The organism is Caminibacter sp. (genome assembly GCF_053999135.1).
The window spans coordinates 1-25,874 of sequence record NZ_JBMXVQ010000098.1 but is presented as its reverse complement, the minus strand read 5'-3'; the positions used below and the strand labels follow the sequence as shown (position 1 = coordinate 25,874).

Below are 25,874 nucleotides of genomic sequence, written 5' to 3'. Positions count from 1 at the left end.
TACGGGATTTACGTTTGATTTTTCCAAAAAGCCCTGAAGAGTGGTGTTTTTAGTATTTATTTTTTCACTTCCAGGGATAAAATCCCACATTTTATTACCTACTTTTTTTAAAGTGTTTAAGTCATCTATGCTGACTATTTTTATAGTTGCTATTTTTGTTCCGTCGGTATATATATTTGCGTTTTTATCAATGTTGATGTTTTTTACGCTAGGAGGTATTTTTATAGAGTTATTGTTTGTATCAAGCAGTCTGTATCCTTCTTTTGTTACTATATACCCTTCAGAGTCGAGATTAAAATTTCCGGCCCTTGTTATTTTTTCACCCGTTGGAGTTTGTATGGTAAAAAAACTGTTTTTTTGACTCAAAGCAATATCAAGATGGTTTGATGTTTTTTGAATGTTTCCTATTTCGAAATTTGTATACTCTTCAACTATTTGAGGGACTTTGTTTAAATTTCTGTTTATCCATTTTGCGGCTTGTTTGGTTTGATTTTCTATAGGTAAAATATCTCTTTTTTCGTTAAAGATTCTTTCGAAATCACCGATTATAATATCGTCTTGTTTAAAACCGTCCGTATTTACATTTGCGAGGTTGTTTGAAATTACGTTTAGTCTGTTAAACTGTGTAACCATAGCCCCGGTGGCGCCGTAATAACCGTTAATCATAAATTAACCCTTTTGTATTAAAATAATATATAGCTAATAGTGCTTATGCTTTTCAAGCAAAGAGCGTTCCCAAAAAATGTAGTATAATTTCAATTTGGGTTTTGAAATTAATGTTTAAGTAAACGTTAATTTCTGCACCTAAATTTTAAGGAGAAATAATGGCACTTCCAAAAGAGCTTGTAAAATTATTTAAAGACAATAAAAATGGAATAGTTACATATGAGAGTATAGTTAATTTTTTACCTAAAGCGCCTACTAAAAAAGAGACAAAAGAGATTTTAGAACTGGCAAAAGAGAACAATATCAGACTTATGACTGCTGCAGAGGTTGCTAAACTTAAAAACTTAGAAGACGTTGTTAAAAACGAAGAAGAACGTGAAAGAAAAAAAGAAGAGCTTGCAGAGGATATTTTAAAAGACAAAGAGCTTCTTGAATGGAGCCGCTCAGACAGTCCTGTTAGAATGTATTTAAGAGAAATGGGCCATATCCCGCTGCTTGATAAAGACGAAGAGGTTGAGATATTTAGAAGAATTCAGCTTGGAGAAGAGATTATTCTTGATGCTATATGTTCTATACCTTTTTTAATAGATTTAGTGTTAAAATATAAAGAACCCCTTTTAAACAGGGAAAGAAGAGTAAAAGAGCTTTTTAAAAATTTCGTAGATGAAGAGGAAGTGGAGGACGAGGATACAAAAGAAGGTAAAAAAAACAAAAAAATCACCCTTAGAGAAAAAAGAATAAACGAACTTTTCAAAAATCTTGAAAAAGCTAAAAAAGAGTGGGAAAAAGTTATAGACGAATATGATAAAGTTCTTAAAGACACTTCTATGCCGGAAGATGAAAGGCTTCATAAGATATTACAGCTGACTTTCAAAAAGAAAAAAGTAAAAGAGGCTTTAAACGAACTTGGATATACTTCAAAACTTATAAACGAAATAGTTAAAACCGTTGAAACGGCGCTTAAAGGCGATAAGGATTTTGAAAAAGAACTGAAGAAAAAAGAGTATAAACTGCCTTTATTTAACGAGCAGCTAAGAAAACTCCATAAAGATATTTTGAGTAAAATTACAGAACTCAGCAAAGAGGATATTGCGGCTATGGTTCCTGAACATACTATGGTAAACGTATATATGGATATTAAAAAGCTGGTAGAAGCAAAAAAAGCCAGTGAAAATATGTTTGGAATGGACCCTAAAAAGCTTGAAGTAATTTTAGAACAGCTAAAAAGAGGTAAAAAAATCGTAACCGAAGCAAAAGAGAAAATGGCACGCGCCAACCTGAGACTTGTTGTAAGTATAGCTAAAAAATATACCAACAGAGGTCTTCCGTTTCTTGATTTGATTCAAGAAGGAAATATAGGGCTTATGAAAGCCATTGATAAATTCGAATTTGAAAAAGGTTATAAATTTTCAACATACGCCACGTGGTGGATAAGACAGGCAATAAGTAGGGCGATAGCAGACCAGGCAAGAACGGTTAGAATTCCTATTCATATGATTGAAAACATTAACCAGATAAATAAAATCATAAGAAAACACGTTCAGGAAGAAGGAAAAGAACCGACTCTTGAAGTGATTGCAAAAGAGATGAAAATGCCTATTGAAAAAGTAAAACAAATTCTTAAAATATCAAAAGAACCGGTATCCCTTGAAGCTCCCGTGGGTGAGGAAGAGGACGGAAAATTCGGTGATTTTATAGAAGATAAAACTTTTAGTAATCCTTATGAGGAAGTTGTTCAGGAAGATTTGAGAAAACATATTGAAGAAATTCTTGAAAATCTAAACGAACGGGAAAAAGCGGTAATTAAAATGAGGTTCGGTCTTATGCCGGATAAAAGCGAAAGAACGTTAGAAGAGATAGGAAAAGCCCTGAATGTTACAAGAGAGAGGGTTAGACAGATTGAAAGCAGCGCTATTAAAAAGCTAAGACATCCGAATATCGGAAAGCTTCTTAAAAATTATATCGAAGGGTAAAATTGAAAAAGTGGAAACTTATAGAAGAGTTTTTAATTCGTTTTATAAAAGAAGAAATTACTAAAACGGGACTGAATAGAGGCATATGCGGTTTAAGCGGCGGGATTGACAGTGCGGTTGTGGCCGTTCTTGCCAAAAAAGCTTTAGAAAATAATTTTAAAGCTTTTTTGCTGCCAAGCCAGTATTCAAGCGAGTCAAGCATAAAAGACGCAAAAGAACTTTGTGAAAAATTTAAAATAGAATATGAAATTATTTCTATAGCACCTCTTTTAGAAGCATATCCGATTAATGACAGAGTAAGGTTTGGAAATTTCAGCGCCCGTATGAGAATGTCTGTACTTTATGATAAATCCGCAGAACTTGAAGCGCTTGTAATAGGTACTAGCAACAAAAGTGAGTTAATGCTTGGATATGGAACTTTATATGGTGATTTAGCCAGTGCTTTAAATCCGATAGGAGATTTATATAAAACGGAAATTTTTGAATTTGCCAAGTATTTAGGAGTGCCTGAAAGTATAATCAACAAACCGCCAAGTGCCGATTTGTGGGAAGGACAAAGCGATGAGGCGGAACTTGGGTATTCATATGCCCAAATTGACCCGGTATTGGAAGATTTTGTAGATAACAGGGCCACAAAAGAAGAGCTTTTAAAAAAATATAATTCGGATTTGGTTGAATTTGTTTTAAAAAAGATATATCAAAATCAGTTTAAAAGAAAACTTCCTATAATCGCAAAATTGAAAAGCAGAACAATAGGTCATGACTTTTTATACGAAAGAGATATCAGGCTTTAATTTAAAATGGAAAGTGTAAAGTGGAAAATTAAAATATACAATTTTTTTGAAAAGATGTTGTTTTATCCCAATTGGTATCACTGGCCATTTATTATATTTCTTCTTCCTTTTTCTTTTTTGTATATGACGCTGCTTCATTTTAAGTTTCCAAAAAGATTTGAAGATTTAGGTATTCCCGTTATAAGCGTGGGAAATATTATAATTGGAGGCAGCGGTAAAACGCCTTTAAGCATTGAAATTGCTAAATTTTTTAAAAATTATAAGCCTGCGGTTGTTTTAAGAGGATATGGCAGAAAATCAAAAGGTCTTTTGGTTGTAAGCGAACAGGGAAAAATTAAAACTTCCGTTGATTTAAGCGGTGATGAAGCTATGGAAATTGCTGAGAATACAAATGCCACGGTAATAGTCAGCGAAAACAGAAAAGATGGAATTTTAAAAGCGAAAGAGTTTGGATGCGGATTTGTTATTTTGGATGACGGGTTTGATAAACCGTTTAAGAAGTTGAATATAGTAATAGATGAAAAAATAAAAAACCCTTTTTCCCTGCCTGCCGGGGGATATAGATTTCCAAGAATAGCTTTAAAATATGCCGATATGGTTTTGAGGGAAAAAAGAGAGTTTAAAAGAGATGTAACAGTGCCTAAAGGGGATATTTTAATCAGCGGAATATCCAAGCCTTATCGTCTTTTGGATTACTGGAGAGGGGATTATAAATTTTTTCCCGACCATTATGATTATAAATGGGAAGATTTAAAGCCTTATAAAGATAAAATAATAGTAACCACTAAAAAAGATTTTGTAAAACTTAAAAAATTTCCTTTAAATTTAAAAGTTATGGATTTAAAAATAGAAGTAAAAGAAGAGGTTTTAAAACAAATTGAAAAATATTTGATAAAATTTCAAGAAAAAGGCAGATAATGGATATTAAAGAAGTAAAAGAAGAGATAAAAAAAGAAGAAGAGCTGCTTGTCAAAGTGTTTAAACTTGAAAAATTTATAAGAAAGTATAAAAAGCCTTTAATAGGAATAGCGGTTGTAATAGTGGCTGTTTTTATAGGTAACAGCGTTTATAATTATTATAAGACTTCAAAGTTAATAAAGGAAAATAATGCTTTAAACAGGCTTTTGGAAAATCCAAATGATAAAGAAGCATTGAATATAGTCAAGGAAAATAAAAAACTTTATGATTTATATTTAATGCAAAAGGGTGATTATCAAAATATTACCACCAAGGCTTTGGAAGAATTTAAAGCGTATAAACTCGCTATGCAAAAAGGAGATGCAAAATCTCTTGAAGAGTATCTTAACAATCCTAATTATCATATTTTAAAAGACGCTGTAAGAGTTGCGTTAATAAGAATTTATCTTAGTGAAAACAAAAGAGACAAAGCCGTACTTCTTTCAAACGAAATTTCGCCTGATTCCAAGTTTAAAGAGCTTGCTACATATTTACTTCATTACGGGATAGTAAAATGAAAAAGTCATTAATATTTATTTTACCTTTAATTTTATTTTTGGGATGTGCCGATAAAAACGTGTTTAAGCCACAAAAAGTAATTAAAAAAAGACTTTCTTATGAAAAAAAAGATACGGTACTTGTCGATTATACCCATAAAGCGCTGACATTTAAAAAAGAAAAAGGGTTTTTAAATAAAAAAGTGGAATATTTTGACGAAAACGGTACAAGTTTAGGAGAATTTGAAAAGCTTTCCGAAAATTTAGCGGTAAACGGGGATACTCTTTTAGTTCTTGATTCAAAACAAAAAATAAAACTGCCTTATCTTGTTTACAGGGCTTATAAAAAAGACAATTTAATAGCCGTGGTATTTGAAAATAACGCAGAAGGAGTGTATGACCTGGAAAAAAGGAAACTTGTTTTTTATAAAGAAAACGAACCTGTCCTTGCGACTAAATATTTGGGAGTTTCTCCTATTTTTTATAAGGATTTGATTTTGTTTCCTCTTTTAAACGGAAATATTTCGGTTGTGGATGCCAATAACCTCTCTTTTATCAGAAATATTTCTTTAGGAGATAATATTATTAACAATATTATCTTTTTAAAGATAGTAAATCATCAGCTTTTTATAGCTACTCCTAATAAACTTGTGCTTTTTAATCCTAATTTTTTGGTTTCATATGAGGGAGATATCAAACATATATTAACAGACGGAAAAGATTTATATGTTTTTTTCGTAGGAGGAAAAATCATAAGATTTGATTCGGATTTAAAAAAACTAAAAGAAACTAAACTTGATTTTGCCGATTATTTTGCCCCTACCGTATGCAACGGATATATTTATACGGTAACTTCAAACGGATATCTTATTAAAATAGACAGAAATCTTAAAACCCTTGTTTTTAAACCGGGTAAGTTTCAAACGGATGAGCCTTTAAAAATGAAAGGGTGTAAAATTTATAACGATAATAAGGTTTTTATTATTGAGTAAATATTTAGAAGCTTTTTTGGAATATCTTTTAATCAATAAAGGTGTTAGTAAAAATACCTATGACGCATATAAGAGGGATTTAGTTCAGTTTGAAGAATTTTTAAAAAAACCGATTATAGAAGCAAACGCTTCGGATGTTATCTCTTTTTTGTCCCGTATAGATAATAAGCGTTCTTTAAACAGAAAACTGAGCGCCATTAACTCTTTTTTCGATTATGCTTATAAAAGGGATTTTGTTGATGAAAAGTTTAAAATAAAACAGGCTAAAATACCTCAAAACCTTCCTAAATTTTTAACAAAAGAAGAAATTTTAAATTCACTCTCCCATATAAATTATAACTCTTCATGGTTTGAGTTAAGGGATAAAGCGCTAATTTTGTTTTTATATGCCACGGGTCTTAGAATAAGCGAAGCTTTAAATGTTAAACTTAGCGACATTGAAGACGGATGGGTTAGGGTGGAGATGGCAAAAGGAGAAAAGCAAAGACTAGTACCTGTTGCAGAAATAGCTTTAAAAGCTTTAAACGAATATCTTCATAAAAGACCATGTAACAGTGAGTATGTTTTTGTTAATAAGAACTGTAAAAAACTCAGCCGTATAAGCGCTTTTAATATTACGAAAAAATATTTAAACGTCTCTCCCCATGTCCTTAGGCATTCGTTTGCGACTTCTTTGGTTTTAGGAGGAGCGGATTTAAGGGTGGTCCAGGAACTTTTAGGACATGCATCTTTAAATACCACCCAGATTTACACCCATATTCAAAAAGAGAATCTTAAAGATACTGTTTTAAAATATCATCCGCTTGAAGATTTGGAATAATGAAAAATATAATCGATTTACTTCAGAAAAACAGAGTGATTTGTAAAAAGCTTGAAGAGATAAAACTTAATACCAGAAAAAAAATTAAAGCTTATATAGGGGTTAATTTAAAAAATGAATACTGTTTTATTATGGCTTTTGAAAAAAAGAGCAGGTTTTTGACAAAAGACATAGAAACAATAGAAGAAATAATTCCTAAAATTAATTTCAGATATAAAAAAAAGATTTTAATATTAAATTCACCTATATGTTCTAAAGCAAAAGAAGAACTTAAAGAGTGGAGGATTTTGTGGTATTAGCCGATATAGGAAACACAAATATTCATATTTGGGAAGAGGGCAGGATTTATAATTTAAAATCCCCTAAAAAATTTAAAGACGAAGTTTTTTTTATAAGCGTTAATGATAATAAGGAAAAAGAGTTTAAAAAGTTAAATCCTAAAGCCGTTAATTTGAGAGACAAAGTTATTTTTGATACTTCTTATACGGGAATAGGCATTGACAGGATAATGGCCTGTAAAGCCGTAGGAGACGGCGTTGTTGTAGATGCAGGAAGTGCCGTTACGATTGATATTATGCAAAACGGCATTCATTTAGGCGGTGTTATCATGCCGGGAATTGCCGCTTTTAGGGATGCTTTTGGTAGAATTTCAGAAAAGTTAAATATTGATTTTTGTGAAGTGGACTTTAGAAAACTTCCTCAAAATACTCAAGAGGCGGTATCTTTTGGGAGTATAGGGGCAATTGTTTTAATGATTGAGAAATTAAAAAAAGATAAAAAAGTTTATTTTACCGGTGGAGATGGGAAATTCTTAAGCAGATTTATAGACGGTGTTTATATAAAAGATTTGGTATTTAGAGGTATGATAAAGACGATAAAGGAAGATTTATGACAATAGCGTTACCTAAAGGAAGAATAGCAAAAGAAGTTTTGGATATTTTTAAAAAGATTTTTAATGAGGATTTTGAGTTTGAAAACAGAAAACTTATTTTAAAAAAAGCGGGTTTTACTTTTTTGAATGTCAGAAACTGGGATGTTGCGGTATATGTTCAAAAGCAGGCGGCTGATATAGGGGTTGTGGGATATGACGTTATAACCGAACTTAAAAGCGATGTTTTGGAACTGATGGATTTGGGACTTGGAAAATGCAGGGTAAGTGTAGGCGGAATTAAGGGAGATGAGAGTTATAAGCATAAAACGGAAATAAAGGTTGCTAGTAAACTTGCAAATATAGCTAAAGATTATTTCAGTAAAAAAGGAATCCCTGCAGAGGTTATAAAACTTAACGGTTCGATTGAACTAGCTCCACTTGTAGGTCTTAGCGACGTTATTGTCGACATAGTCGAAACAGGTAGCACTTTAAGAGAAAACGGGCTTGAAGAAAAAGAGGTCATTTTACACTCTTCTGCCAGACTTATTGCCAATAAAAACTCTTTTTTAACTAAAAAGCCTCAAATACTGGAGCTTGTGGAAAAAATAAAGGAAGTTCATGGGGCTTGAGTTATACGCAAAAGTTGAAGAGCTTTTTTTGGATAAAGAAGCGGCTTATATGTTGTGGTATAAGTTTATCGAGGTGTTAAAAGAATTAAAAGTAAAAAATTTTTTAGATATAGGATGCGGCAGCGGGGAGTTTTGTGTGATTGCCCAAAAAGAGGGATTTGAGGTTGAAGGTATAGATTTGAGTAAAAATCAGGTAAAAAAGGCTCTTAAAAAGGGTTGCAAGTGTTACGATAAAGATATTTGTGAATTTAATAAAACATTTCAAAGCGCAACAGCCGTGTTTGACGTGATTAATTATATGGACCAAAACGGGCTTAAAAAGTTTTTTGAATGTGTAAAAGAAAGAATAGAAAAATATTTTGTTTTTGATATAAATACCCTTTATGCCATGGAGGAGCTGGCAATCGGTACTCTTAAAGCCGAAGATAAAAACAGATTTTCCGTTCTTTACAGCGAATTTGAAAATAATAAACTTATTACGGAAATTACGCTGTTTGAAAAAAAAGATAAAAAGTGTTATGAAAAGCATCAAAAAAGTATTATTCAATACTATCACTCAATAGAAGATATAGAAAAAATAAGCGGAATGAAATTAAAAGAGATTATTCCCATCTCTCTTTATGGAAGTGAAGAGGCGGAAAAACTTATAATAGTTATGGAAAAGTTATCTTGAAGGTTTAAAGTTTTCCTTGCTTACACAAAAGTCGGTTACGAAACATTTTTCGCATTTTGGGTTTTTAGCCGTACATATGTATCTTCCAAACAGTACAAAAGCCTGATGAAGTTCGTTCAAATCGGTTTTAAAAGCCTCTGTTAAATCTTTTTCGGTTTCTTCTACGGTTTTGGCATCTGTAATACCCAGCCTGTGTGAAACTCTAAATACATGAGTATCTACGGCCATTCTGTTTTGACCTTCCATTTCTATTAAAAATACGTTTGCCGTTTTGTTTCCGACTCCTGGAAGTTTTATAAGTTCTTTATGGTCCCTTGGTATTTTACCGCCATGTTTTTCTTTTACCATTTTTGCCATGGCTACAAGGTTTTTGGCTTTGTTGTTAAAAAAGTTGCAGGATTTGATAATTTCTTTTACGTCTTCCACTTCTGCGCATGCCAAACTTTCTATATCGGGATATTTTTTAAAAAGTTCGGGAGTTACCATATTTACTCTTTTATCCGTACATTGAGCGGATAAAATTATTGCAACTAAAAGCTCATAATCATTATGATAGTTAAGTTCGGTTTTAGAACCTTTATAATGCTCTAAAAATCTTTTTTTTATCTCTTCAAGTTCTTCAGGCGTTCTTAATACCATTTTTTCCCTTTTTTTAATTTTTTGTCTCTTAAAATGCTATAATAACAAATATTTTAGCAAAGGAGATGTATGGCTGGACATAATAAGTGGTCTAAAGTAAAACATATAAAAGCAAAAGAAGACGCTAAAAAATCAAAAATTTTCACAAAACACGTAAGAGCCATTATGACGGCTGCAAGACAGGGGGGCGGTAATCCCGACAATAACCCGGCTCTTCGTCTTGCAATTGACAGGGCAAAAGCCGATTCTATGCCTATGAGCAATATTCAAAGAGCTATAGATAAAGCTACCGGCAATCTTGACGGAGTTGTGTTAAGCGAAGTAACATACGAAGGCTATGGACCTGGCGGAGTCGCTATTATGGTTGAATGTTTAACTGATAACAAAAACAGAACGGTAGCGGAAATAAGACACGCTTTTAAAAAAGCGGGAGGAAGCCTTGGTACCAGCGGAAGCGTTGCTTGGATGTTTGAAAAAAAAGGTGTTATCGTAGTAAACAGAAGCGATAAAGACGAGCAGGTTATGGAAAGCGCTATAGAAGCGGGAGCCGAAGATATAAAAGAACTTGACGAAGTATTGGTTATAGAATCTTCTCCTGAAGATTTTAATGCCGTTTTAGAAGCGGTTAATGCTATCGATGGTATAGAAATTCTTGAAAGTAACGTTCAGCTCGTTGCCATTAACGAGAGTGAGGTAGATGATGAAACCGCTGAAAAAGTGGAAAGGCTTATAGAAGTTTTAGAAGATATAGATGATGTTCAAAACGTTATCCATAATATGGCATAATTAACTTTAAGTTTATAAATACACTTTATAATATAAAAAATTAAGGAGATACAATGAAAAAAATTATAATAGGTAGTTTAGTTACGGCTGGAGCGCTTTTTGCGTTTCCTGGAATGATGGGCGGACAGATGAAAGGCAATGCGGGAATGCTCGGTCAGCCTATGAAGGGATTGACGGATAATACGGTACTTGCAACGGTTGACGGTAAAAAAATTACGGTAAAAGAAATTAACTATTATCTTCAGGGAATAACCGGAGATAACAGAATCAGACTTCAAGACCTTCCGGCAAAACACGTAAGTCAGTTTGTAAAACAGTATGTTGAAACGCTTGAAATTTACAAAAAAGCAAAATCAATCGAAAATACGCCTCAGTTTAAAGCTGCAAAAATGAAACTTGCCGTTGATATGTGGCTTAAAAACAGACTTAATCAAATTAAAGTAAGCGATGCGGAAGCTAAGAAATTTTATGAAGAAAACAAAGATATCTACTTTAAAACCACTCCTCAGGTAAAAGCTAGACATATTCTGGTAAAAGATGAAAAAACTGCTGAAAAACTGATTAACGAATTAAAAGGTTTAAAAGGAAAAGCTCTTGAAGAAAAATTTGCAGAGCTTGCTAAAAAATATTCAATCGGACCTAGTAAAGTTCAGGGCGGGGAACTTGGATGGTTTGACCCTAAACAGATGGTGCCTGCATTTGCAGAAGCCGTTAAAAATATGAAACCTGGAGAAATGACTTTAAAACCTGTAAAAACAAGATTCGGTTATCATATTATTTTAGTTGAAGGTAAAAAAGATAACAATTATATGCCGTTTGAGCAGGTAAAACCTCAGATAATAGAATATTTAAAAAGAGTTAAGTTACAAAAAGAACTTCAAAAGATTAAAAACTCTTCAAAAGTCAGCTATTCTATTCCTAAAAATTAAGGAGGAGAGATATGGGTATTATGGACTTGGTTAAACCGGGAGTTTTAACAGGAAGTGAAGCGGCAAAAGTTTTGGATTACGCAAAAGAACATGGGTTTGCCCTTCCGGCTATTAACGTTGTGGGAACAAATTCCGTAAATGCTGTTATGGAAGCCGCTCGTGATGTTAATATGCCTGTTATTATTCAGTTTAGTAACGGAGGAGCTCATTTTTGGGCGGGAAAAGGTCTTGATAACGAAGGGCAAAAAGCTGCGATTTTAGGTGCTATTGCAGGAGCTAAACATGTTCATACCCTGGCTGAAGCGTATGGAATTCCCGTAATACTTCACACAGACCATGCTGCAAGAAAACTGCTTCCTTGGATTGACGGTCTTATTGAGGCAAATGCAAAACATAAAGAAAAATACGGAAGACCTCTGTTTAGTTCTCATATGCTTGATTTGAGCGAAGAACCTCTTGAGCAAAACGTGCAGACATGTAAAGAGTACTTAAAAAAACTAAGCGCGCTTGACATTATGCTTGAAATAGAACTCGGTGTAACCGGAGGTGAAGAAGACGGTGTCGATAATACAGGAATTGATAATTCAAGACTTTATACTCAGCCTGAAGATGTTGCATATGCTTATAAAGAACTTAGCGAAGTTAGCGATTTATTTATGATTGCCGCAAGTTTCGGTAATGTTCATGGAGTATATAAACCTGGAAAAGTTAAACTTGAACCTGTTATTCTTAAAAATTCTCAGGAATACGTAAGAGAAAAATTCGGGCTAAAAGATGAAAAACCAATTAGATTCGTATTTCACGGAGGAAGCGGAAGTGAGCTTAGCAAAATTCACGAAGCAATTGATTACGGTGTTGTTAAAATGAATATCGATACGGATACTCAGTGGGCTTTTTGGAGCGGTGTAAAAGCTTATATTCAAAAATATTGGGATTATTTACAAAGTCAGATTGGAAATCCTGAAGGCGAAGATAAACCTAACAAAAAATACTATGACCCTAGAAAATGGTTAAGAGAGGGTGAAAAATCTATGAAAGAAAGGGTTATTAAGGCTTATAAAGATTTAAGAGCTATTTAATGCTCTCTTCTCCCATTACTCCTTTTATCTTTAAACAAAACTTCTATCATATAAAAAGAGATGATTTGTTAAAACCTTTTGAAGGTAATAAAGCCAGAAAATTTTATTATTTTTTAAAACGAGATTTTCCTGAAATAAAAAGAGTGATATCTTTTGGGTCAAATCAGTCAAACGCTATGTATTCTTTAAGTAAGCTGTGTAAAATTAAAGGGTGGGAATTTATTTATTATACCAATCATATACCTTCTTTTTTAAAACAAAATCCTCACGGAAATTATTTTGAAGCGTTAAAAAACGGTATTAAAATAGTAGAGAGTGATTTAAGAGGAGATAAGTTAAGAGAGTTTGTTTTAGGGTTAAAAGATAAAAATACGTTGATTATAGAAGAAGGCGGCAGAATAAAAGAGAGCGAAGAGGGGATAAAAATTTTGGCGGATGAAATAAATGAATACTGTATAAAACATAACTTAAAAGTATTTTTACCAAGCGGTACCGGCACTACGGCTTATTTTCTCTCAAAACATTTGGATGTCGAGGTTATTACTGTTCCGTGCGTGGGGGATAGTGAATATCTCAAAAAGCAGTGGAGTTTTTTAGGGGGAGGTAAAATACCTGCTATTGTAGAGCCTAAAAGAAAATATTATTTCGGTAAACTTTATAAAAATTTATATGATGTATGGCTTGAACTTAAAAATGCGGGAATTGAGTTTGATTTGCTTTATGATGCTATAGGATGGGAAACTCTTCTTTATCATAATCTTCAAAATATTCTTTATATTCATCAGGGCGGTGTTTTAGGAAATATTTCCATGGTAAAAAGGTATAAAAGAAAATTCGGATATTAAATTTTTTTTAAAAATGTAAAATTTTGGAGCAATGTTCATAATTTTTTCTTATATTAATTGTAAATGAATATTCATTTTGGTATTATTTTAATATAAAGCAAAAGGAGAGGTTATGGGAGCCCTTGTTACTTTAAATATCGTTTTGCCATGGATTGCCGCTTTGATTATATATCTGGCGAAAAAAGATGTTGTTACCAACGTCCTTACGTTTTTGATGTTGCCATTGTTAAGTATTATTGCATATTTGGCGTATATTCAGCCGCATCCCGTGCTTATTGAAACGCCTAAATGGGTGGATTTGCTGATTACGGTGTATGATTTTGGATTACTTGCTTATTTCTTTTATCAGGGGATTGTAAGAAAAAATTCCTTAATTGCCATTTTGGCTTCTATTCAGCTTATTTTTTTGGTTATTGTTTTATTAATGATGAATCATTCGTTAACTCCTAACCTTTATATTGACGATGTTACTTTAATGTTTTATCTGATTGTTGCTATAGTAGGTGTGCCTATTGCGATTTTTGCTACAAAATATATGGATTATGGAGAAAAAGGAAAGCATTCTTTTGTGGCTATTGTCGTCTGGTTTTTAGGTGTTATGAATTTTGCTGTGAGTGTAAACAATATAGAGTGGTTTTTTGCTCTTTTTGAAACAACTACTCTTGCAAGTTATATTATGATAGGATTTAGAGGAGATAAGGAAGCTGTTAATAATTCAAATCTGGCGTTATGGATGAATCAGATAGGTGGAATTGCTATTTTATTGGCTTTAATGGTATTTATAAAAATAAACGGTGTTTATCATTTTACGGACCTTTTAAAAAATCCTTCTCTAATTTCTATGGCGGCTCTTGGATTTTTATCTCTTAGCGCCCTTGTTAAAGGGGCTCAAATGCCGTTTCATAAATGGCTTTTAGGAGCTATGGTCGCACCTACTCCTGTTAGTGCTATTTTACATTCGGCCACAATGGTAAAAATAGCTCCATATCTTATTTTAAGAATTTCTCCGATTATAAAAGGAACTTTACTTGCAAAACTTTTAATAATTACAACCGGTTATGTTTTTGTTGTTGCTGCGGTTATTGCGTTAACTCAGGATAATTTCAAAAAAATCCTTGCATATTCGACTATTTCCCTTTTAGGGCTTATGATGTTGGGAGCCGCTGTAGGAACGCCCGTTGCTGTAACTGCAAGCTTGGTTTTAATTATTTTCCATGCGTTTGCCAAAGGGTTTTTATTTGTGGAAGCGGGTGTTTTGGAAAAAGTGTTCCATGTTAAGTATATAAATCAGATGAGAAGACTTATCGAAAGAGCGCCTCTTACTCTTATGTTTATATTTTTCGGATTTTTAAATATGACGTTTGTGCCTTTTGGTACATTTATCGGTAAATGGATGATGATAGAAGAGGTTAGCAACTTTTTGCAACATGGAAGTTATATATTGCTTATTATTTATGTCGGTGCTGGAAGTGCTTTTTTAAGTATTTTGTATATGAAAGTTTTGGGAATCAGCGTAAGAAAAGCTCATGGAATTGAAAAAATTAATTTTGTGAAATTACCTGCTACATTTAATTTCGTATCTGTATGGTATTACGTATGGCTTTTGACAATGACTATTTTTATAGCTCCTTTTATTGCCGATTTTGTGGTACCTATAGCAGCTTCTATAGCCGGAAAGGCTGATATTTATGCCACAGGACTTACTCTTCATATGTATAATTCGACACTGTATTTTTGGCAGATTTTAGGGGCTTTAATTCTTATTTTCTTAATTCACGCATTGCCTTATTTTGTAAAATTTAAAGCGGATGTCGTTCATCCTTATAACTGCGGTGAAGTTTTTCCAAGGCATATGGAGACATGGAATTTTGAATGTATTGCCAGATATGAGGGATATTTTGTAGCATTTAGTATAGCTTTATTTATTATGGTTGTAGTTCTTGGAGGAGGTTTATTATGATAAATGTAATTTTGACTGTTTTAGCCCCTTTGATTGGAGGAGTTGTTTATGGAATTGAGAGGGTTGTAAAAGCTAGAATGCAAAAAAGAGTAGGGCCTCCGCTTCTTCAGCCGTTTTATGATTTTTTTAAGCTTATGGATAAAAGACCTATTATGATTCACTCTTTACATGCTCTTATGGGAATTATGTATTTTATAGCCGAGTGGTTTGCATTAGCCGTTTTACTGCTTGGAAACGACCTTTTAATAGCGGTCTTTTTTCATGTAATAGCGGTTCTTGCGTTGGTAATAGGGGCTAGCAGTGTCAGAAGTCCGTATTCGGTGCTTGGGGCGTTAAGGGAACTTATGCATATGATAAGTTATGAGCCTTTAATGGTTTTAATGGTGGTGGCTTTATATTTAGTTGTGGGAAGTTTTGATATTAGAGATGTTTTAAATTATGAAGGTTATCCTATATTGGAAATTCCTCTAGTTTTTTTTGCATTTTTGCTTACCATTCCTATGATGCTTCAAAAATCTCCTTTTGATGTGGCCGAGGCTCATCAGGAGATTATAGGCGGACCTGAAATAGAATACAGCGGGCCTTTTTACGAAGCTCTTTATACCGGTAAATGGATTGAATATATTTATGTGTTTACATTTGTATTTTTATTTGGAGGAAGTCATTACTGGCTTGGTATTTTACTTGCAGTTTTATCGTTTTTATTTATAAACCTGCTTGATAATTCAAGCGCTAGACTTGATTTTAGAACAATGGTTAAATTTGCATGGAGTGTATTAATACCTATGGCGGCGTTAAACGTTATTTTATTAGCGCTGTGGCAGTAAGGAGAGGTTATGGGATTTTTTAGTAAATTTAGAAAGAAATCGCCTTGGATTTTACATTATAACACAGGCGGGTGTAACGGGTGCGATATTGAAATACTCTCAGCCCTTGCCCCGAGATACGATATTGAAAGATTCGGGATGTTAAACAGGGGAAATCCTAAACAAGCGGATATTTTATTGGTAACGGGGCCGGTTACAAAAAACTGTAAGGATGTTTTAAGAAGGCTATATCTTGAAATGGCTGAGCCTAAAGTGGTGGTGGCTATGGGAGCGTGTGCACATGGTGGCGGAATTTTTAGAAACTTTTATCATGTTGAAAACGGGGTAAACAATATTATTCCCGTAGATGTCTGGATTCCTGGATGTGCCCCGAGAGTTGAGGCTTTAATTGACGGCATGGTTGAGGCTGTTGAAATTTGGGAGAAAAAATCGAAAGAAAAAGAGTTTTTAAAAGACCATGAAAACGTAATTAAAACATTAGGAGTCGAAGATGATGGTTAATCCCGATATGCAAATAGAAGAGGTTACGCTGGAAAATGTGGTAGAAAAGATTAAAGACTTTTATGATGAAAACGAATGGAATTTTATTACCGTAAACGCTACCGACCTTGGAGGAGAGCTTCAGATTGACTGGCTTTTTTCAAAATATAAAGCTAAAAACATTATAAAAATATTTAGGGCAAACGGTGTCTCTTATGATGCTTTTATTCCCTCTGTCGTTCCTGTTATTCCAAGTGCCTGGCTTGCTGAGTGGGAGTTAGCGGACCTTTTTGGGCTTGAGGTTGAAAATGCGGCAACCGGGGTATTTATCGCACCTGACGGTCCAAAAGCGCCGCTTAGAGCCGATACGAAACTATAAGGAGATATAATGGGAAAAATAGTAGTGCCTTTTGGGTCTCAGCATGTAGCTTTACCTGAGCCTATAAGTTTTTTGTTTGATACGGAAAACGAAATTATTACAAAAGTGGAAGCTCATATCGGATATGTTCACAGGGGTATTGAAAAAGCGGCGATTACCAGATTTGAATACAATCAGCTTCCTTATTTAACGGCAAGAGTGTGCGGACTATGTTCAATTACACACGCGGGAGCTGTTGTTCACGGAATTGAAAAACTTATGGGAATTGAGGTAAATAAAAGAATAGACTATTTAAGAATGCTGGTAGTAGAACTTGACAGGATTCATTCTCATCTTTTGGCAAACGGGCATGTGGCCGAAGTTGTGGGGTATGAAAATCTTTTTATGCAGACGTTTAGAATTAGGGAAGATGTAATGGATGTTCTTGAAAGAATTACGGGTAACAGGGTTCAGTACGATTATCAGACCATAGGCGGTGTTGCCAGGGATATTGACCTTGAAACCGTGGAATTTGCAAAGGAAAAATTAAAAAAATTAAAAGACAATGTTTTAAAAGTAATGGAATTTCACGATAGTGATTATACTTTTGGTCTTAAAACAAAAGGTATTGGCGTAATAAGTAAAGAAATGGCTGCAAAATACAATACCGCAGGTCCTGTGGCAAGGGCTAGTGGGCTTGATACTGATGTAAGAAGCGAATATGATTATCTGCCTTTTGAAGAGGTGGGATATAAAATGCAGTTAAGAAGTGAGGGAGATGTTTGGGCCAGAAATATGGTGAGATTCGATGAGGTGTTAAATTCAATCGAAATGTGTGAGAATATTTTGGATAATATTCCAGAGGGCGAACATCAGGTAAAAGTAAAAGGAAGACCCGATGGGGAGGTTGTAGTAAGGGTTGAAGCTCCAAGGGGAGAGTGTTTTTATTATTTAAAAGCTTCTAAAAAGAAAGTAATGGATAGAGTTAGAATCAGAGTGCCGACATATGCAAACATTCCTATTTTAAAAGAGCTTTTTTTAGGTGCTAAATATTCGGATGCTCAGGCGATAGTGCTAAGCTTTGACCCGTGTATGAGCTGTACGGCAAGATAGGAGGTAGATATGCTTAAAATGTTACTTGAGAGTTTTAAAAATTTAGTAAGTGAGCCGGAGACAATAAAATATCCTTTTGAGCCTTCTCCTGAGCCAAAAGGTTATAGAGGGACAATTCATTATAATGAAGAGCTTTGTATTTTTTGTGATAAATGCGAAAATATCTGTCCTCCGGGTGCGATTAAATTTGTTGTAGTGGATTATGAAAGCGGTAAAAAAGAGTATAACTATAATCCTTATCTTTGTATTTACTGCGGTGCGTGTGTAAGGGAGTGTCCTAAAGCGGATGAAGGATGTCTGGTACAGGTGGAAACAAGAACTCCGCCGCTTGGCAGAAATGTTCCAAAGGGGAAAGAACTGGGATACTTTATTAATAAAATTGATAACCCAAAAGAAGTTGAAATAAAATGGAGAGAGATAGAAGAACTTAATATTAAAACGAAAGAGGAATATAAAGCTTATAAAAAAGCTCAAAGAGCAAAAAAAGCTGCGGCTAGGGCAAAAGAGAGCACTGAATAAAGGTACTGAATAAAAAGTGATTGACTTTCCCCTCTTTTTAAATGTATAATAATGAATAATTATTCAAGGAGGGGAAAGATGAAAATAGCTTTTTTTGAAATTAAAGAAGAAGAAAAAGAGTTTTTTGAGAAAAATTTAAAAAATATTGATGCCGAAGTTTATTTTTTTGAAGAAACGGTAAATGAACATAAACTGCCTGCCGATTATGAGGCAATATCTGTTTTTATAAACTCAAAAATTACTGCTGAAATACTTGATAAACTGCCAAATCTCAAATATATTCAAACGCGCTCAACCGGATATGACCATATCGATTTGGTAGAATGTTATAAAAGGGGAATAGTCGTAAGCAATGTCCAGGGCTATGCGGGACCTGCCGTTGGGGAATTTTCTTTTGGACTGTTGCTTGAAGCTATAAGAAAACTTTATATCGCTATTAACAGGGTAAAAGAAGGCAATCTTTTTTACAAGGATTTAAAGGGAATCGAAATAGAAGGCAAAACCATCGGGGTTTTAGGGCTTGGTACAATTGGGACTCAGATTGTAAAAATAGCAAAAGGTTTTGGGGCAAACGTTATAGGTTTTAGCAGACATAAAAAAGAGTTGGATGTAAAGCAGACGCCGGTATTGGAAGAAGTGCTTGAAAACAGTGATTTTTTGTTTATTGCCCTGCCTTTAACGCCTCAGACAAAAAATCTTATAAATTGTGAAAATATAAAACATTTAAGAGGAAAAATAATAATAAATCCCGCGAGGGCCGAGATTATAAGCCGCGAAGTTTACGAAAAATTTGATGGGATAATAGCCGCTGACGTGCTGCCCGATTGGGATTTGGCAAAAAAAGAAAATATTATTGCAACCCCTCATATGGCTTATTATACAAAAGAAGCCCTAAGAAGAATTATGCAAATTTCCCTTGATAATCTGTTTGATTTTCTAAGCGGAAAAACGCCAAGACACTGTTTAAAAGAGGAGTGTATCAAAAATTATAAAGGCTGCAGATGAAAAAAACTATACTGTTTTTAAGTGCGGTTATAGCTTTTTCGTGTGAGAGCGACTGTATTGTTTGTCACCCTAAATTAAAAAACCTTTATAATTCTCATAATAAATATTATAAAGAGCATGCTTTTTTAAAAGACTGTACAAAATGTCATAAATCCCATCCCTCAAAAGCATCCGATAAATGCGGAGCGGACTGTTTTGAGTGTCACAGCAGGGAAAAACTCATAAATACCCCAATTCCCGACCATCAAAAGTTAAAAACCTGTACAAAATGTCATAAAACACAGCAGATTATGGAAGAGTTTCAGCCAAAAAAAGAAGAGTGGCTTAATCTGAAATAGATTTTATTATTTTTATAATCTTCTTTTTGTCTATTTTATGGTTGGCGTTTTTATAGATATTTTCTTCAAGTTTAGTAAGAGTTTTTTTAATTTCAGGATGTTCTCCGTAAGGTATTAAAAGATTAAAAAGCTCTTTTTGAGAAGCTTTTTTTATTTTAGTTATCAGGGTTGGTTCTTTTCTTTTTTTTCTTAAAATGAGCAAAGTGCTAAACACTCCTACCGCTATGCCGCCTGTGAGGGCTAAAATTATATATAAAACATTCTTATCCGATGAGAGGGGTTTTGTATTTGGTTTATTATCGGTTTTGTTAACAGGAGAGATTTTCTGAGGGTGTGGGTTTTTAACGTAAACTTTTATGGGTTTTGTTGAAATTGTTTTGGTAACGCTGCCGTTGAATTCTTTTAGGGATAATGGGGAAATGGTGTAATTACTGTCTGCTATTATTGTAAATTCTTCTTTTAACTCTCCGCATAGGTTTTCATTTTTTATAAAAGTTTTTATTTTCGGTTTTTCTTTATATACGGTTGCGTTTGGTATGTTTAAATTAAAATCGGGAAGGTTATAAAAGTCTCCGCATCCTTTAAGCGTTAAGACGGCTTTATTGGGTTCGTTTGCTTTTACCTCTTTTTTAGCTTTTATATTTATATGAAAATCTCCAAAAACGCTGTTTTGAGGAATTGATTTTACTTTTAGCATTACGGAATTTGAATATATAGGGGTGTATCTGATGCTTGAAATATTAAAAAACGGGTCGTTGAACGGGTTTGTTTTTACGATTTTACCTATTTGGGCGGTTATCGGTCCTATTTTATATTCACCTGTTTTTTGAGGAATTATCAAAAATTTGTATATTACTCCGTTTTGAATGCTTTTTTGAGCAATGTTTTTGACTATAAAATTTGGAATTTCAGGTTTTTGTATTCTTATGGAATCAGCCGGTTTTTTCTGAATAAATTTTAATGTTAATATTGCGTTTTCCCCAATGAAAAGTTCTTTTTTTGAAACGTTTAAATCTATTTCAAAATCGCCTTTTGTCTGTTTTGGTTCGGTAACGGTAATTTTTACAGGTTTTGTTTTATAGGTTTTTCCGTCTACGATAATTTTAAAAGGGGGCAGGGTAAAGCTTTTTGTAGGGATAATTATAAAAGTTTTTGAAACGCTTTCTTGCATTTCTCCGTTTATTATCGTTATATTGTTTGTAGTTGAGGTACCTATTACATTAAATCCCGCTATATTGGACATATTCGGGAATTCTATATTTTTTCCTTTAGCGGTTATTGTGATTATAAGCTCTTCGTTTGTATTTAAATTTGTTTTGTTTACCTTTAAATTTACAACGGCCGCAAAAATAAACATAGGCATCAACAGTAAAAGTTTTTTCATTATTCGCTCCTTAGTGGTATCATAAGTGTATTAAAATTTAGATTTTCAAGCTGTTTTTTATAAAATTTAAGTCGTATGTCTTTTGTTTTATTAGATTCTTTTTTTATTGCAGGCTGGGATTTGAATTTTTTTAATTTTTCTTTATACGGTGTTTTGTTTTGTAAAGGCTTTTGCTTTTTTTTGTTTGAATGTTTGTGTTGTTTTTTTTTCTTATTTGACTGTTTTATTTTGTCTTCGTTTTTTTTATCGGCAGGTTTTTTTTGTTTCTCTTTTTGCTGTTTTTTTTGGGATTTTTCTTTGTTGTTTTGCTGTTTTTTTTCTTTATTTGAGTTTTTTCTTTTTTTATTTTCTTTTTGTTTTTGCTTTTGTTTTTTTAAAAGTCGTTCAAGTAGTTTTAAATTATATAATGCGTCTTTGTCTTTTTTTATTTTAAGGGCTTCTTTATAAAGTTTTATGGCTTTTTCATAATTTTTCATATAAGCGTATGCGTTTGCCATATTGTAAAGTTTAGAAAATCTCAGTGTCGGGTCTTTTATTTTCGAATATAACTCTATTGCTTTTTCATATTGTTTTGCTTTATAATAACTGTTTGCGGCATTAAAAATGCCTTTATCGGATTTTATTTTTAAATATTCTTTGGCCGCTTTTATATATTCTTTGTTTTTAAAATATTCGTCAGCTTTTTTTATATGAAAATATTCAAAAGCGAAAAGAGGAATAAAAATAAAAATAATTAAATATTTCAATTTTTTCTCCTTAACGAAAAACTGCCTATAAAAAAGAGCAAAATACCAAAAGCCAAAGGATAATAAAACAGTTCCTTTTGATTTGTTATGGTAATTTCTTTGGATTTGCTTATTTTTTGTATTTTTTTTGATATCTGGTCTATATCTTTTGATGAATAGGTAAATACTATTCCGTTTTTTTGAGGAATAGAAATTCCATTTACTGTTTTACATGGTTTTAATGCTGTTATATAAGATATGTCTGCATTTTCAAACCCTCTATCGGATATAGTAACGATTATTGGGTGTTTTGCAAGTTTTTGGGCGGCTCTGAAAGCTTTTTGAAAGTTGGCTTTTTCTTTAAAAAGGTTTTGTTTATTGACGTGTTTTAAAAGGTATATTATCGAATTATAATCAGTACTCGGAGGGGAAATTAAATAAGGTTTTTCTTTGACAAGTAAAAGAGCGATGTTTTGATAATTTAGTTTTTTAAAAAGACTCTTAAGTTTTTCCACTGCCGCTTCAAATCTGTTTGGATATATATCCTGACATTTCATTTCACTCCCGGCGCTTAAAAGAATAATTATATCGGATGACGAAATTCTTAATTTTGTTTTTTCAATTCCGCTAACAGGCCTTGCCAGAGCGATTACCAAAAAAAAGTAGGATATTATAAATACGTAAAATCTCTTTTTTTTGTCAAATCCGTATTTTATAATTATTTTATTTAAAATTTCTTTTTTAAAAGGCAGTTTTGAATTTTTTAAAAAAAATAAAAACGGTATTGCCAAAAGAGCCAAAAAAGCGTAAGGAGCTAAAAATTCCATATATGTCTCCTGTATTTAGCCAGAAAAATCAAAAATAAAATTAAAGCTGCAGATAAAGGATATTGAAAATAATATTTTTTTAAAACTGTCACTTCCCCTTTTATATCCGATTTTTCCAGTTTATTTATTGTTTCGAAAACTTTTTTAAGTTCTTTTTTATTTTTTATATAAAAGAACTTTACGTTTGTTTCTTTTGATATTGTCTGTAGTATTTGAAAATCCACATCCGGTCCTATTCCTATGGTGTATACTTTTATATTCTCTTTTTTTAGTTTTTTTAAGACTACATCAAGGGGGGTAATGCTTGAATTATCCTGACCGTCCGTTATCAAGATTATGATTTTATTTTTTGCCTGTGAATTTTTAAAAAGATTTGAAGATAGAAAAAGAGCGTCATACATAGCTGTTCTGCCTCCTGCAATACTTACAAAAACCCTTTCAAGAATCTCTTTAAAAATTTTTTTGTCATATGTAAGGGGTGAGGCGATATAGGCTATATTTCCGAAAATAACAAGTCCTAATCTGTCATTTTTTCTTTTTTGTGCAAATTGGGCGATAATAGCTTTTGCGTTTTCAAGTTTGTTAAATTCGGCCATAGAACCGCTCGTATCCAAAACAGTTACTATATCATATCCTTTTTTGTGTTGATTGGATAAAATTTCGCTTTTAATAGGGGAAGCCAGAGATATTGATACTAAAATTATGATAAGTGTTTCAAGCAGGGAAAATCTGTGTTTTATGTTTGAGAAAAAATCAGCGTTTGGAAATATTATTCCTTCCGTTTTGGGAGGACATAATATTTTACATATTAAAAACATTATTATAATGAATAACGCAAAAGGATGCTCAAATGACCAGGTCACTTTAAGGTCCTTATGAATTTTTCTATTTTTTCTTTTATTTCTTTATCTAACGGAGGGACTTGAGGTCTGTATTTATATTTTTCAAGTTCTTTTTCGATTTCCTCAAAAAGTTTTTCGTTTTCTTCGTTTACAAACATTCTGCCTAGTGTTGTAAATTCATATGCCGTTTTTTTAGCATCCTCAAACGGCAGGTTTGTTAGTTTTTTAATTAACATTTTTTTATAATCTTTTTTTCTATTGCTATAAAGTTTATAACCTAAAAAAATTAGAAAAATAAAAATAGCGGTTATAAAAACCAGAAACATATACCATTGCCAGTCTATTATCACTACATTCGGTTTTATGTCTTTTAAAGGAAGATTCATTTTACCAGCTCCGTTAATTTAAAAAAAGGGTCTTCATTTGTATAAATTTTTGTAAATTTTATTTTTTCTTTTTTTAGGTATCGGATAAATTCCAAATCTTTTTCTTTTATCTTTTTTTTGTATTCTTTTATACTCTCTTTTGATAAAAAGGTGTGTATCTTTTTTAAGTTTAGAGGGTCTATAAGTTCTATTTCTCCAAGCTCTTTAGGATTTTCTTCAAATCTGTCCCTTATCCATATTAAAAAAGTTTCGTGTTTAAGTCTTTTTATAGGAGGATGGGAATAAAAATCACCTATTAAAAATAGTATGGATTTTTTAAATTTATTAAGATAGTCAATAAACGAAAAGTCATATTCTTTTTTTAAGTACTCAAAAGAGGCCGTTTTTTCTATTAAAACTGGTATGGATTTAATATTTTTTGTAGGTTTTGAATGAAAAATGGGCTTTTTTTCGTAAATTATTAAAGACGCTTTATCGTCATATTTTACTGCGCTAAATCCTAAAATAGCGACTATTTCCGCTATAAGGTCTGTTTTTAGCCTGTAAGAGCCGAAATGCAAAGAACCGTTGGCGAGTATGCAGATTAATATGTTAAGCTCTCTGTCTTCTTCAAATTCTTTTACGAAAGGTTTTTGAAATTTGGCGCTTATTTTCCAATCTATTTTTTTAGCGTCTTCTCCGTATACGTATTCTCTAAGCTCTTTAAAATCTAATCCGTTTCCTTTAAAAGCGGAAGAGTGTCTTCCTATTAAACTGCCAAAAACCTTCTTTTTCGTTTTTAAAATTAAAGTCTTCATGGAATAGGAATTGTTTCTAATATTTTTTTAATAACGTAATCGGTTGTTATTTCATCCGCTTCGGCTTTATAATTTAAAATTATTCTATGTCTTAATACTTCTGGAGCTATTTCTATAATATCAAGAGGCGTTACGTAATTTTTGTTTTTTATCATAGCATTTGCCTTGCTGGCTTCTACAAGGGAGATAGTAGCCCTTGGACTTGCACCAAATTCTATATACTCTTTTAATTCTTCAGAAGGATTTCTCGTAAAGTGTACTATAGTGGCTATATATTTTATAAGTTCTTCATCTATATGAATTAACTTTTGTTTTTTTTGAAGTTCCAAAAGCTCTTCTTGGTTTAAAATGGTTTTTATTTCAGGTTTTGAATTTAACATATGAATAATTTTTACTTCCTCTTCTATTGAATTATAACCCACTATTGCTTTTAGCATAAATCTGTCCAGCTGAGCTTCCGGAAGGGGATAGGTGCCTTCTTGTTCGATGGGGTTTTGAGTGGCTAAAACCATAAAAGGAGAGGGTAGTTTAAAAGTGGTGTCTGAAATGGTAACCTGCCTTTCCTGCATTGCTTCTAAAAGAGCGCTTTGAACTTTTGCGGGGGCCCTGTTGATTTCATCCGCTAAAACCAGGTTGGCGAATATAGGACCTTTTTTTATTTGAAATTCATTTGTTTTAGGATTGTAAATTTCAACTCCGGTAATGTCGCTTGGCAGTAAATCCGGAGTAAACTGTATTCTGTTAAAATCTAAATCACAAACCTTTGCGAGTGTTTTTATAGCCGTTGTTTTTGCAACGCCAGGTACTCCCTCTATTAAAATATGACCGTTTGCCAAAAGCGCTATTAACATAGAGTCTATAAGTTTTTCATGTCCTATTATTATCTTTTGTATCTCTTTTTTTATAAGTTGAATTTTGTCCATATCTTAGGCCTTTTATTATTTGGAAAATTATAAAACTCTTTAATTAATTAAGAATTAATTGATTTTTTTTATTTTATGACTCAAAAACCCTTGACTTAAAAAATTTTTTTCTTTATAATTTCACCCACACAACAAAGAGTTGTGAGAGAAGACCCGTTAGCTCAGTCGGTAGAGCATCTGCCTTTTAAGCAGAGGGCCGCTGGTTCGAATCCAGCACGGGTCACCATCTGTCCCCATCGT

31 protein-coding genes and 1 tRNA gene are annotated in these 25,874 nt (G+C 32.8%); 23 read left to right on the top strand and 9 right to left on the bottom strand.

What is annotated here, in order from left to right:
• A partial coding sequence (locus ACXJH6_RS07680) for a flagellar hook-basal body protein (protein WP_456471172.1) occupies window positions 1-666 on the bottom strand: 666 nt, incomplete at its 3' end.
• A 158-nt stretch (window positions 667-824) separates the two neighbouring features.
• Between ACXJH6_RS07680 and rpoD the strand changes: the two genes are divergently transcribed.
• Genes rpoD through ACXJH6_RS07630 form a run of 10 tightly spaced genes read left to right on the top strand, consistent with a single transcriptional unit; the run spans window position 825 to window position 8,872 of the window.
• Window positions 825-2,639, top strand: a complete 1,815-nt coding sequence (gene rpoD / locus ACXJH6_RS07675; protein WP_456471171.1) for an RNA polymerase sigma factor RpoD — start codon at window positions 825-827, stop codon at window positions 2,637-2,639.
• Between the two features lie 2 nt (window positions 2,640-2,641).
• Window positions 2,642-3,433: an NAD+ synthase gene (locus tag ACXJH6_RS07670; RefSeq protein WP_456471170.1), complete on the top strand. Its 792-nt coding sequence runs from the start codon at window positions 2,642-2,644 to the stop codon at window positions 3,431-3,433.
• A 6-nt stretch (window positions 3,434-3,439) separates the two neighbouring features.
• Complete coding sequence (locus tag ACXJH6_RS07665; RefSeq protein ID WP_456471169.1) at window positions 3,440-4,351, top strand: tetraacyldisaccharide 4'-kinase; 912 nt, start codon at window positions 3,440-3,442, stop codon at window positions 4,349-4,351.
• Window positions 4,351-4,908: a tetratricopeptide repeat protein gene (locus ACXJH6_RS07660; RefSeq protein ID WP_456471168.1), complete on the top strand. Its 558-nt coding sequence runs from the start codon at window positions 4,351-4,353 to the stop codon at window positions 4,906-4,908. Before ACXJH6_RS07665 ends, ACXJH6_RS07660 begins: the two co-directional genes overlap by 1 nt.
• The gene (locus ACXJH6_RS07655; protein WP_456471167.1) at window positions 4,905-5,879 is read left to right on the top strand and encodes a hypothetical protein; all 975 of its coding nucleotides are present in this window, start codon (window positions 4,905-4,907) and stop codon (window positions 5,877-5,879) included. Before ACXJH6_RS07660 ends, ACXJH6_RS07655 begins: the two co-directional genes overlap by 4 nt.
• Complete coding sequence (locus ACXJH6_RS07650) at window positions 5,872-6,699, top strand: tyrosine-type recombinase/integrase (protein ID WP_456471166.1); 828 nt, start codon at window positions 5,872-5,874, stop codon at window positions 6,697-6,699. Before ACXJH6_RS07655 ends, ACXJH6_RS07650 begins: the two co-directional genes overlap by 8 nt.
• On the top strand, window positions 6,699-6,998 hold the full coding sequence (locus tag ACXJH6_RS07645; protein WP_456471165.1) for a hypothetical protein: 300 nt from the start codon (window positions 6,699-6,701) through the stop codon (window positions 6,996-6,998). The genes ACXJH6_RS07650 and ACXJH6_RS07645 overlap by 1 nt, the downstream gene beginning before the upstream one ends.
• Complete coding sequence (locus ACXJH6_RS07640; RefSeq protein ID WP_456471164.1) at window positions 6,989-7,591, top strand: type III pantothenate kinase; 603 nt, start codon at window positions 6,989-6,991, stop codon at window positions 7,589-7,591. Before ACXJH6_RS07645 ends, ACXJH6_RS07640 begins: the two co-directional genes overlap by 10 nt.
• Window positions 7,588-8,199, top strand: a complete 612-nt coding sequence (gene hisG / locus ACXJH6_RS07635) for an ATP phosphoribosyltransferase (RefSeq protein ID WP_456471163.1) — start codon at window positions 7,588-7,590, stop codon at window positions 8,197-8,199. Before ACXJH6_RS07640 ends, hisG begins: the two co-directional genes overlap by 4 nt.
• Window positions 8,189-8,872 (top strand): methyltransferase domain-containing protein, encoded by a 684-nt coding sequence (locus ACXJH6_RS07630; RefSeq protein ID WP_456471162.1) that lies wholly within the window; start codon window positions 8,189-8,191, stop codon window positions 8,870-8,872. Before hisG ends, ACXJH6_RS07630 begins: the two co-directional genes overlap by 11 nt.
• Here the strand turns inward: ACXJH6_RS07630 and nth are convergent.
• The gene (gene nth / locus ACXJH6_RS07625; RefSeq protein WP_456471161.1) at window positions 8,864-9,511 is read right to left on the bottom strand and encodes an endonuclease III; all 648 of its coding nucleotides are present in this window, start codon (window positions 9,509-9,511) and stop codon (window positions 8,864-8,866) included. The genes ACXJH6_RS07630 and nth overlap by 9 nt on opposite strands.
• A 69-nt stretch (window positions 9,512-9,580) precedes the next feature.
• On the opposite strand from nth, the gene ACXJH6_RS07620 reads away from it, so the two are divergent.
• From ACXJH6_RS07620 to ACXJH6_RS07565, 12 genes are all read left to right on the top strand, one after another.
• Window positions 9,581-10,297 (top strand): YebC/PmpR family DNA-binding transcriptional regulator, encoded by a 717-nt coding sequence (locus tag ACXJH6_RS07620; RefSeq protein WP_456471160.1) that lies wholly within the window; start codon window positions 9,581-9,583, stop codon window positions 10,295-10,297.
• A 53-nt stretch (window positions 10,298-10,350) separates the two neighbouring features.
• Window positions 10,351-11,226 carry a peptidyl-prolyl cis-trans isomerase gene (locus ACXJH6_RS07615; RefSeq protein ID WP_456471159.1) on the top strand — a complete coding sequence of 292 codons (876 nt, stop codon included), beginning with the start codon at window positions 10,351-10,353 and terminating at the stop codon, window positions 11,224-11,226.
• A gap of 11 nt (window positions 11,227-11,237) precedes the next feature.
• On the top strand, window positions 11,238-12,305 hold the full coding sequence (fbaA, locus tag ACXJH6_RS07610) for a class II fructose-bisphosphate aldolase (RefSeq protein WP_456471158.1): 1,068 nt from the start codon (window positions 11,238-11,240) through the stop codon (window positions 12,303-12,305).
• Window positions 12,305-13,150: a 1-aminocyclopropane-1-carboxylate deaminase/D-cysteine desulfhydrase gene (locus ACXJH6_RS07605; protein WP_456471157.1), complete on the top strand. Its 846-nt coding sequence runs from the start codon at window positions 12,305-12,307 to the stop codon at window positions 13,148-13,150. The genes fbaA and ACXJH6_RS07605 overlap by 1 nt, the downstream gene beginning before the upstream one ends.
• Window positions 13,151-13,262: 112 nt before the next feature.
• Complete coding sequence (locus ACXJH6_RS07600) at window positions 13,263-15,110, top strand: proton-conducting transporter transmembrane domain-containing protein (protein WP_456471156.1); 1,848 nt, start codon at window positions 13,263-13,265, stop codon at window positions 15,108-15,110.
• Window positions 15,107-15,937 carry a complex I subunit 1 family protein gene (locus tag ACXJH6_RS07595; protein WP_456471155.1) on the top strand — a complete coding sequence of 277 codons (831 nt, stop codon included), beginning with the start codon at window positions 15,107-15,109 and terminating at the stop codon, window positions 15,935-15,937. Before ACXJH6_RS07600 ends, ACXJH6_RS07595 begins: the two co-directional genes overlap by 4 nt.
• Window positions 15,938-15,946: 9 nt before the next feature.
• Window positions 15,947-16,438, top strand: coding sequence for an NADH-quinone oxidoreductase subunit B family protein (locus ACXJH6_RS07590; protein WP_456471154.1), 492 nt, complete (start codon window positions 15,947-15,949; stop codon window positions 16,436-16,438).
• Complete coding sequence (locus ACXJH6_RS07585) at window positions 16,428-16,796, top strand: NADH-quinone oxidoreductase subunit C (protein WP_456471153.1); 369 nt, start codon at window positions 16,428-16,430, stop codon at window positions 16,794-16,796. The genes ACXJH6_RS07590 and ACXJH6_RS07585 overlap by 11 nt, the downstream gene beginning before the upstream one ends.
• 9 nt (window positions 16,797-16,805) lie before the next feature.
• Window positions 16,806-17,888 (top strand): hydrogenase large subunit, encoded by a 1,083-nt coding sequence (locus ACXJH6_RS07580; RefSeq protein ID WP_456471152.1) that lies wholly within the window; start codon window positions 16,806-16,808, stop codon window positions 17,886-17,888.
• Window positions 17,889-17,897: 9 nt separating this feature from the next.
• Window positions 17,898-18,407: a 4Fe-4S binding protein gene (locus ACXJH6_RS07575; RefSeq protein WP_456471151.1), complete on the top strand. Its 510-nt coding sequence runs from the start codon at window positions 17,898-17,900 to the stop codon at window positions 18,405-18,407.
• A 78-nt stretch (window positions 18,408-18,485) separates the two neighbouring features.
• Window positions 18,486-19,412: an NAD(P)-dependent oxidoreductase gene (locus tag ACXJH6_RS07570; RefSeq protein ID WP_456471150.1), complete on the top strand. Its 927-nt coding sequence runs from the start codon at window positions 18,486-18,488 to the stop codon at window positions 19,410-19,412.
• On the top strand, window positions 19,409-19,750 hold the full coding sequence (locus ACXJH6_RS07565) for a hypothetical protein (protein WP_456471149.1): 342 nt from the start codon (window positions 19,409-19,411) through the stop codon (window positions 19,748-19,750). The genes ACXJH6_RS07570 and ACXJH6_RS07565 overlap by 4 nt, the downstream gene beginning before the upstream one ends.
• On the opposite strand, the gene ACXJH6_RS07560 is transcribed toward ACXJH6_RS07565, so the two are convergent.
• Genes ACXJH6_RS07560 through ACXJH6_RS07530 form a run of 7 tightly spaced genes read right to left on the bottom strand, consistent with a single transcriptional unit; the run spans window position 19,737 to window position 25,634 of the window.
• Window positions 19,737-21,134 carry a BatD family protein gene (locus ACXJH6_RS07560; protein WP_456471148.1) on the bottom strand — a complete coding sequence of 466 codons (1,398 nt, stop codon included), beginning with the start codon at window positions 21,132-21,134 and terminating at the stop codon, window positions 19,737-19,739. The two genes, ACXJH6_RS07565 and ACXJH6_RS07560, sit on opposite strands and share 14 nt — an antisense overlap.
• Window positions 21,134-21,880, bottom strand: coding sequence for a tetratricopeptide repeat protein (locus ACXJH6_RS07555; protein ID WP_456471147.1), 747 nt, complete (start codon window positions 21,878-21,880; stop codon window positions 21,134-21,136). The genes ACXJH6_RS07560 and ACXJH6_RS07555 overlap by 1 nt, the downstream gene beginning before the upstream one ends.
• Window positions 21,877-22,686 carry a vWA domain-containing protein gene (locus tag ACXJH6_RS07550; RefSeq protein WP_456471146.1) on the bottom strand — a complete coding sequence of 270 codons (810 nt, stop codon included), beginning with the start codon at window positions 22,684-22,686 and terminating at the stop codon, window positions 21,877-21,879. Before ACXJH6_RS07550 ends, ACXJH6_RS07555 begins: the two co-directional genes overlap by 4 nt.
• Entirely contained in the window at window positions 22,674-23,549 is an 876-nt protein-coding gene (locus ACXJH6_RS07545; RefSeq protein ID WP_456471145.1) for a vWA domain-containing protein, read from the bottom strand. Before ACXJH6_RS07545 ends, ACXJH6_RS07550 begins: the two co-directional genes overlap by 13 nt.
• Window positions 23,546-23,914, bottom strand: a complete 369-nt coding sequence (locus ACXJH6_RS07540; RefSeq protein WP_456471144.1) for a hypothetical protein — start codon at window positions 23,912-23,914, stop codon at window positions 23,546-23,548. The genes ACXJH6_RS07545 and ACXJH6_RS07540 overlap by 4 nt, the downstream gene beginning before the upstream one ends.
• Entirely contained in the window at window positions 23,911-24,711 is an 801-nt protein-coding gene (locus ACXJH6_RS07535) for a DUF58 domain-containing protein (protein ID WP_456471143.1), read from the bottom strand. The genes ACXJH6_RS07540 and ACXJH6_RS07535 overlap by 4 nt, the downstream gene beginning before the upstream one ends.
• A complete protein-coding gene (locus tag ACXJH6_RS07530) occupies window positions 24,708-25,634 on the bottom strand; it encodes an AAA family ATPase (RefSeq protein WP_456471142.1) in 927 nt (308 codons plus the stop codon). Before ACXJH6_RS07530 ends, ACXJH6_RS07535 begins: the two co-directional genes overlap by 4 nt.
• Window positions 25,635-25,784: 150 nt before the next feature.
• Between ACXJH6_RS07530 and ACXJH6_RS07525 the strand changes: the two genes are divergently transcribed.
• Window positions 25,785-25,860 (top strand) — tRNA-Lys (locus ACXJH6_RS07525).
• Window positions 25,861-25,874: the final 14 nt, after the last annotated feature.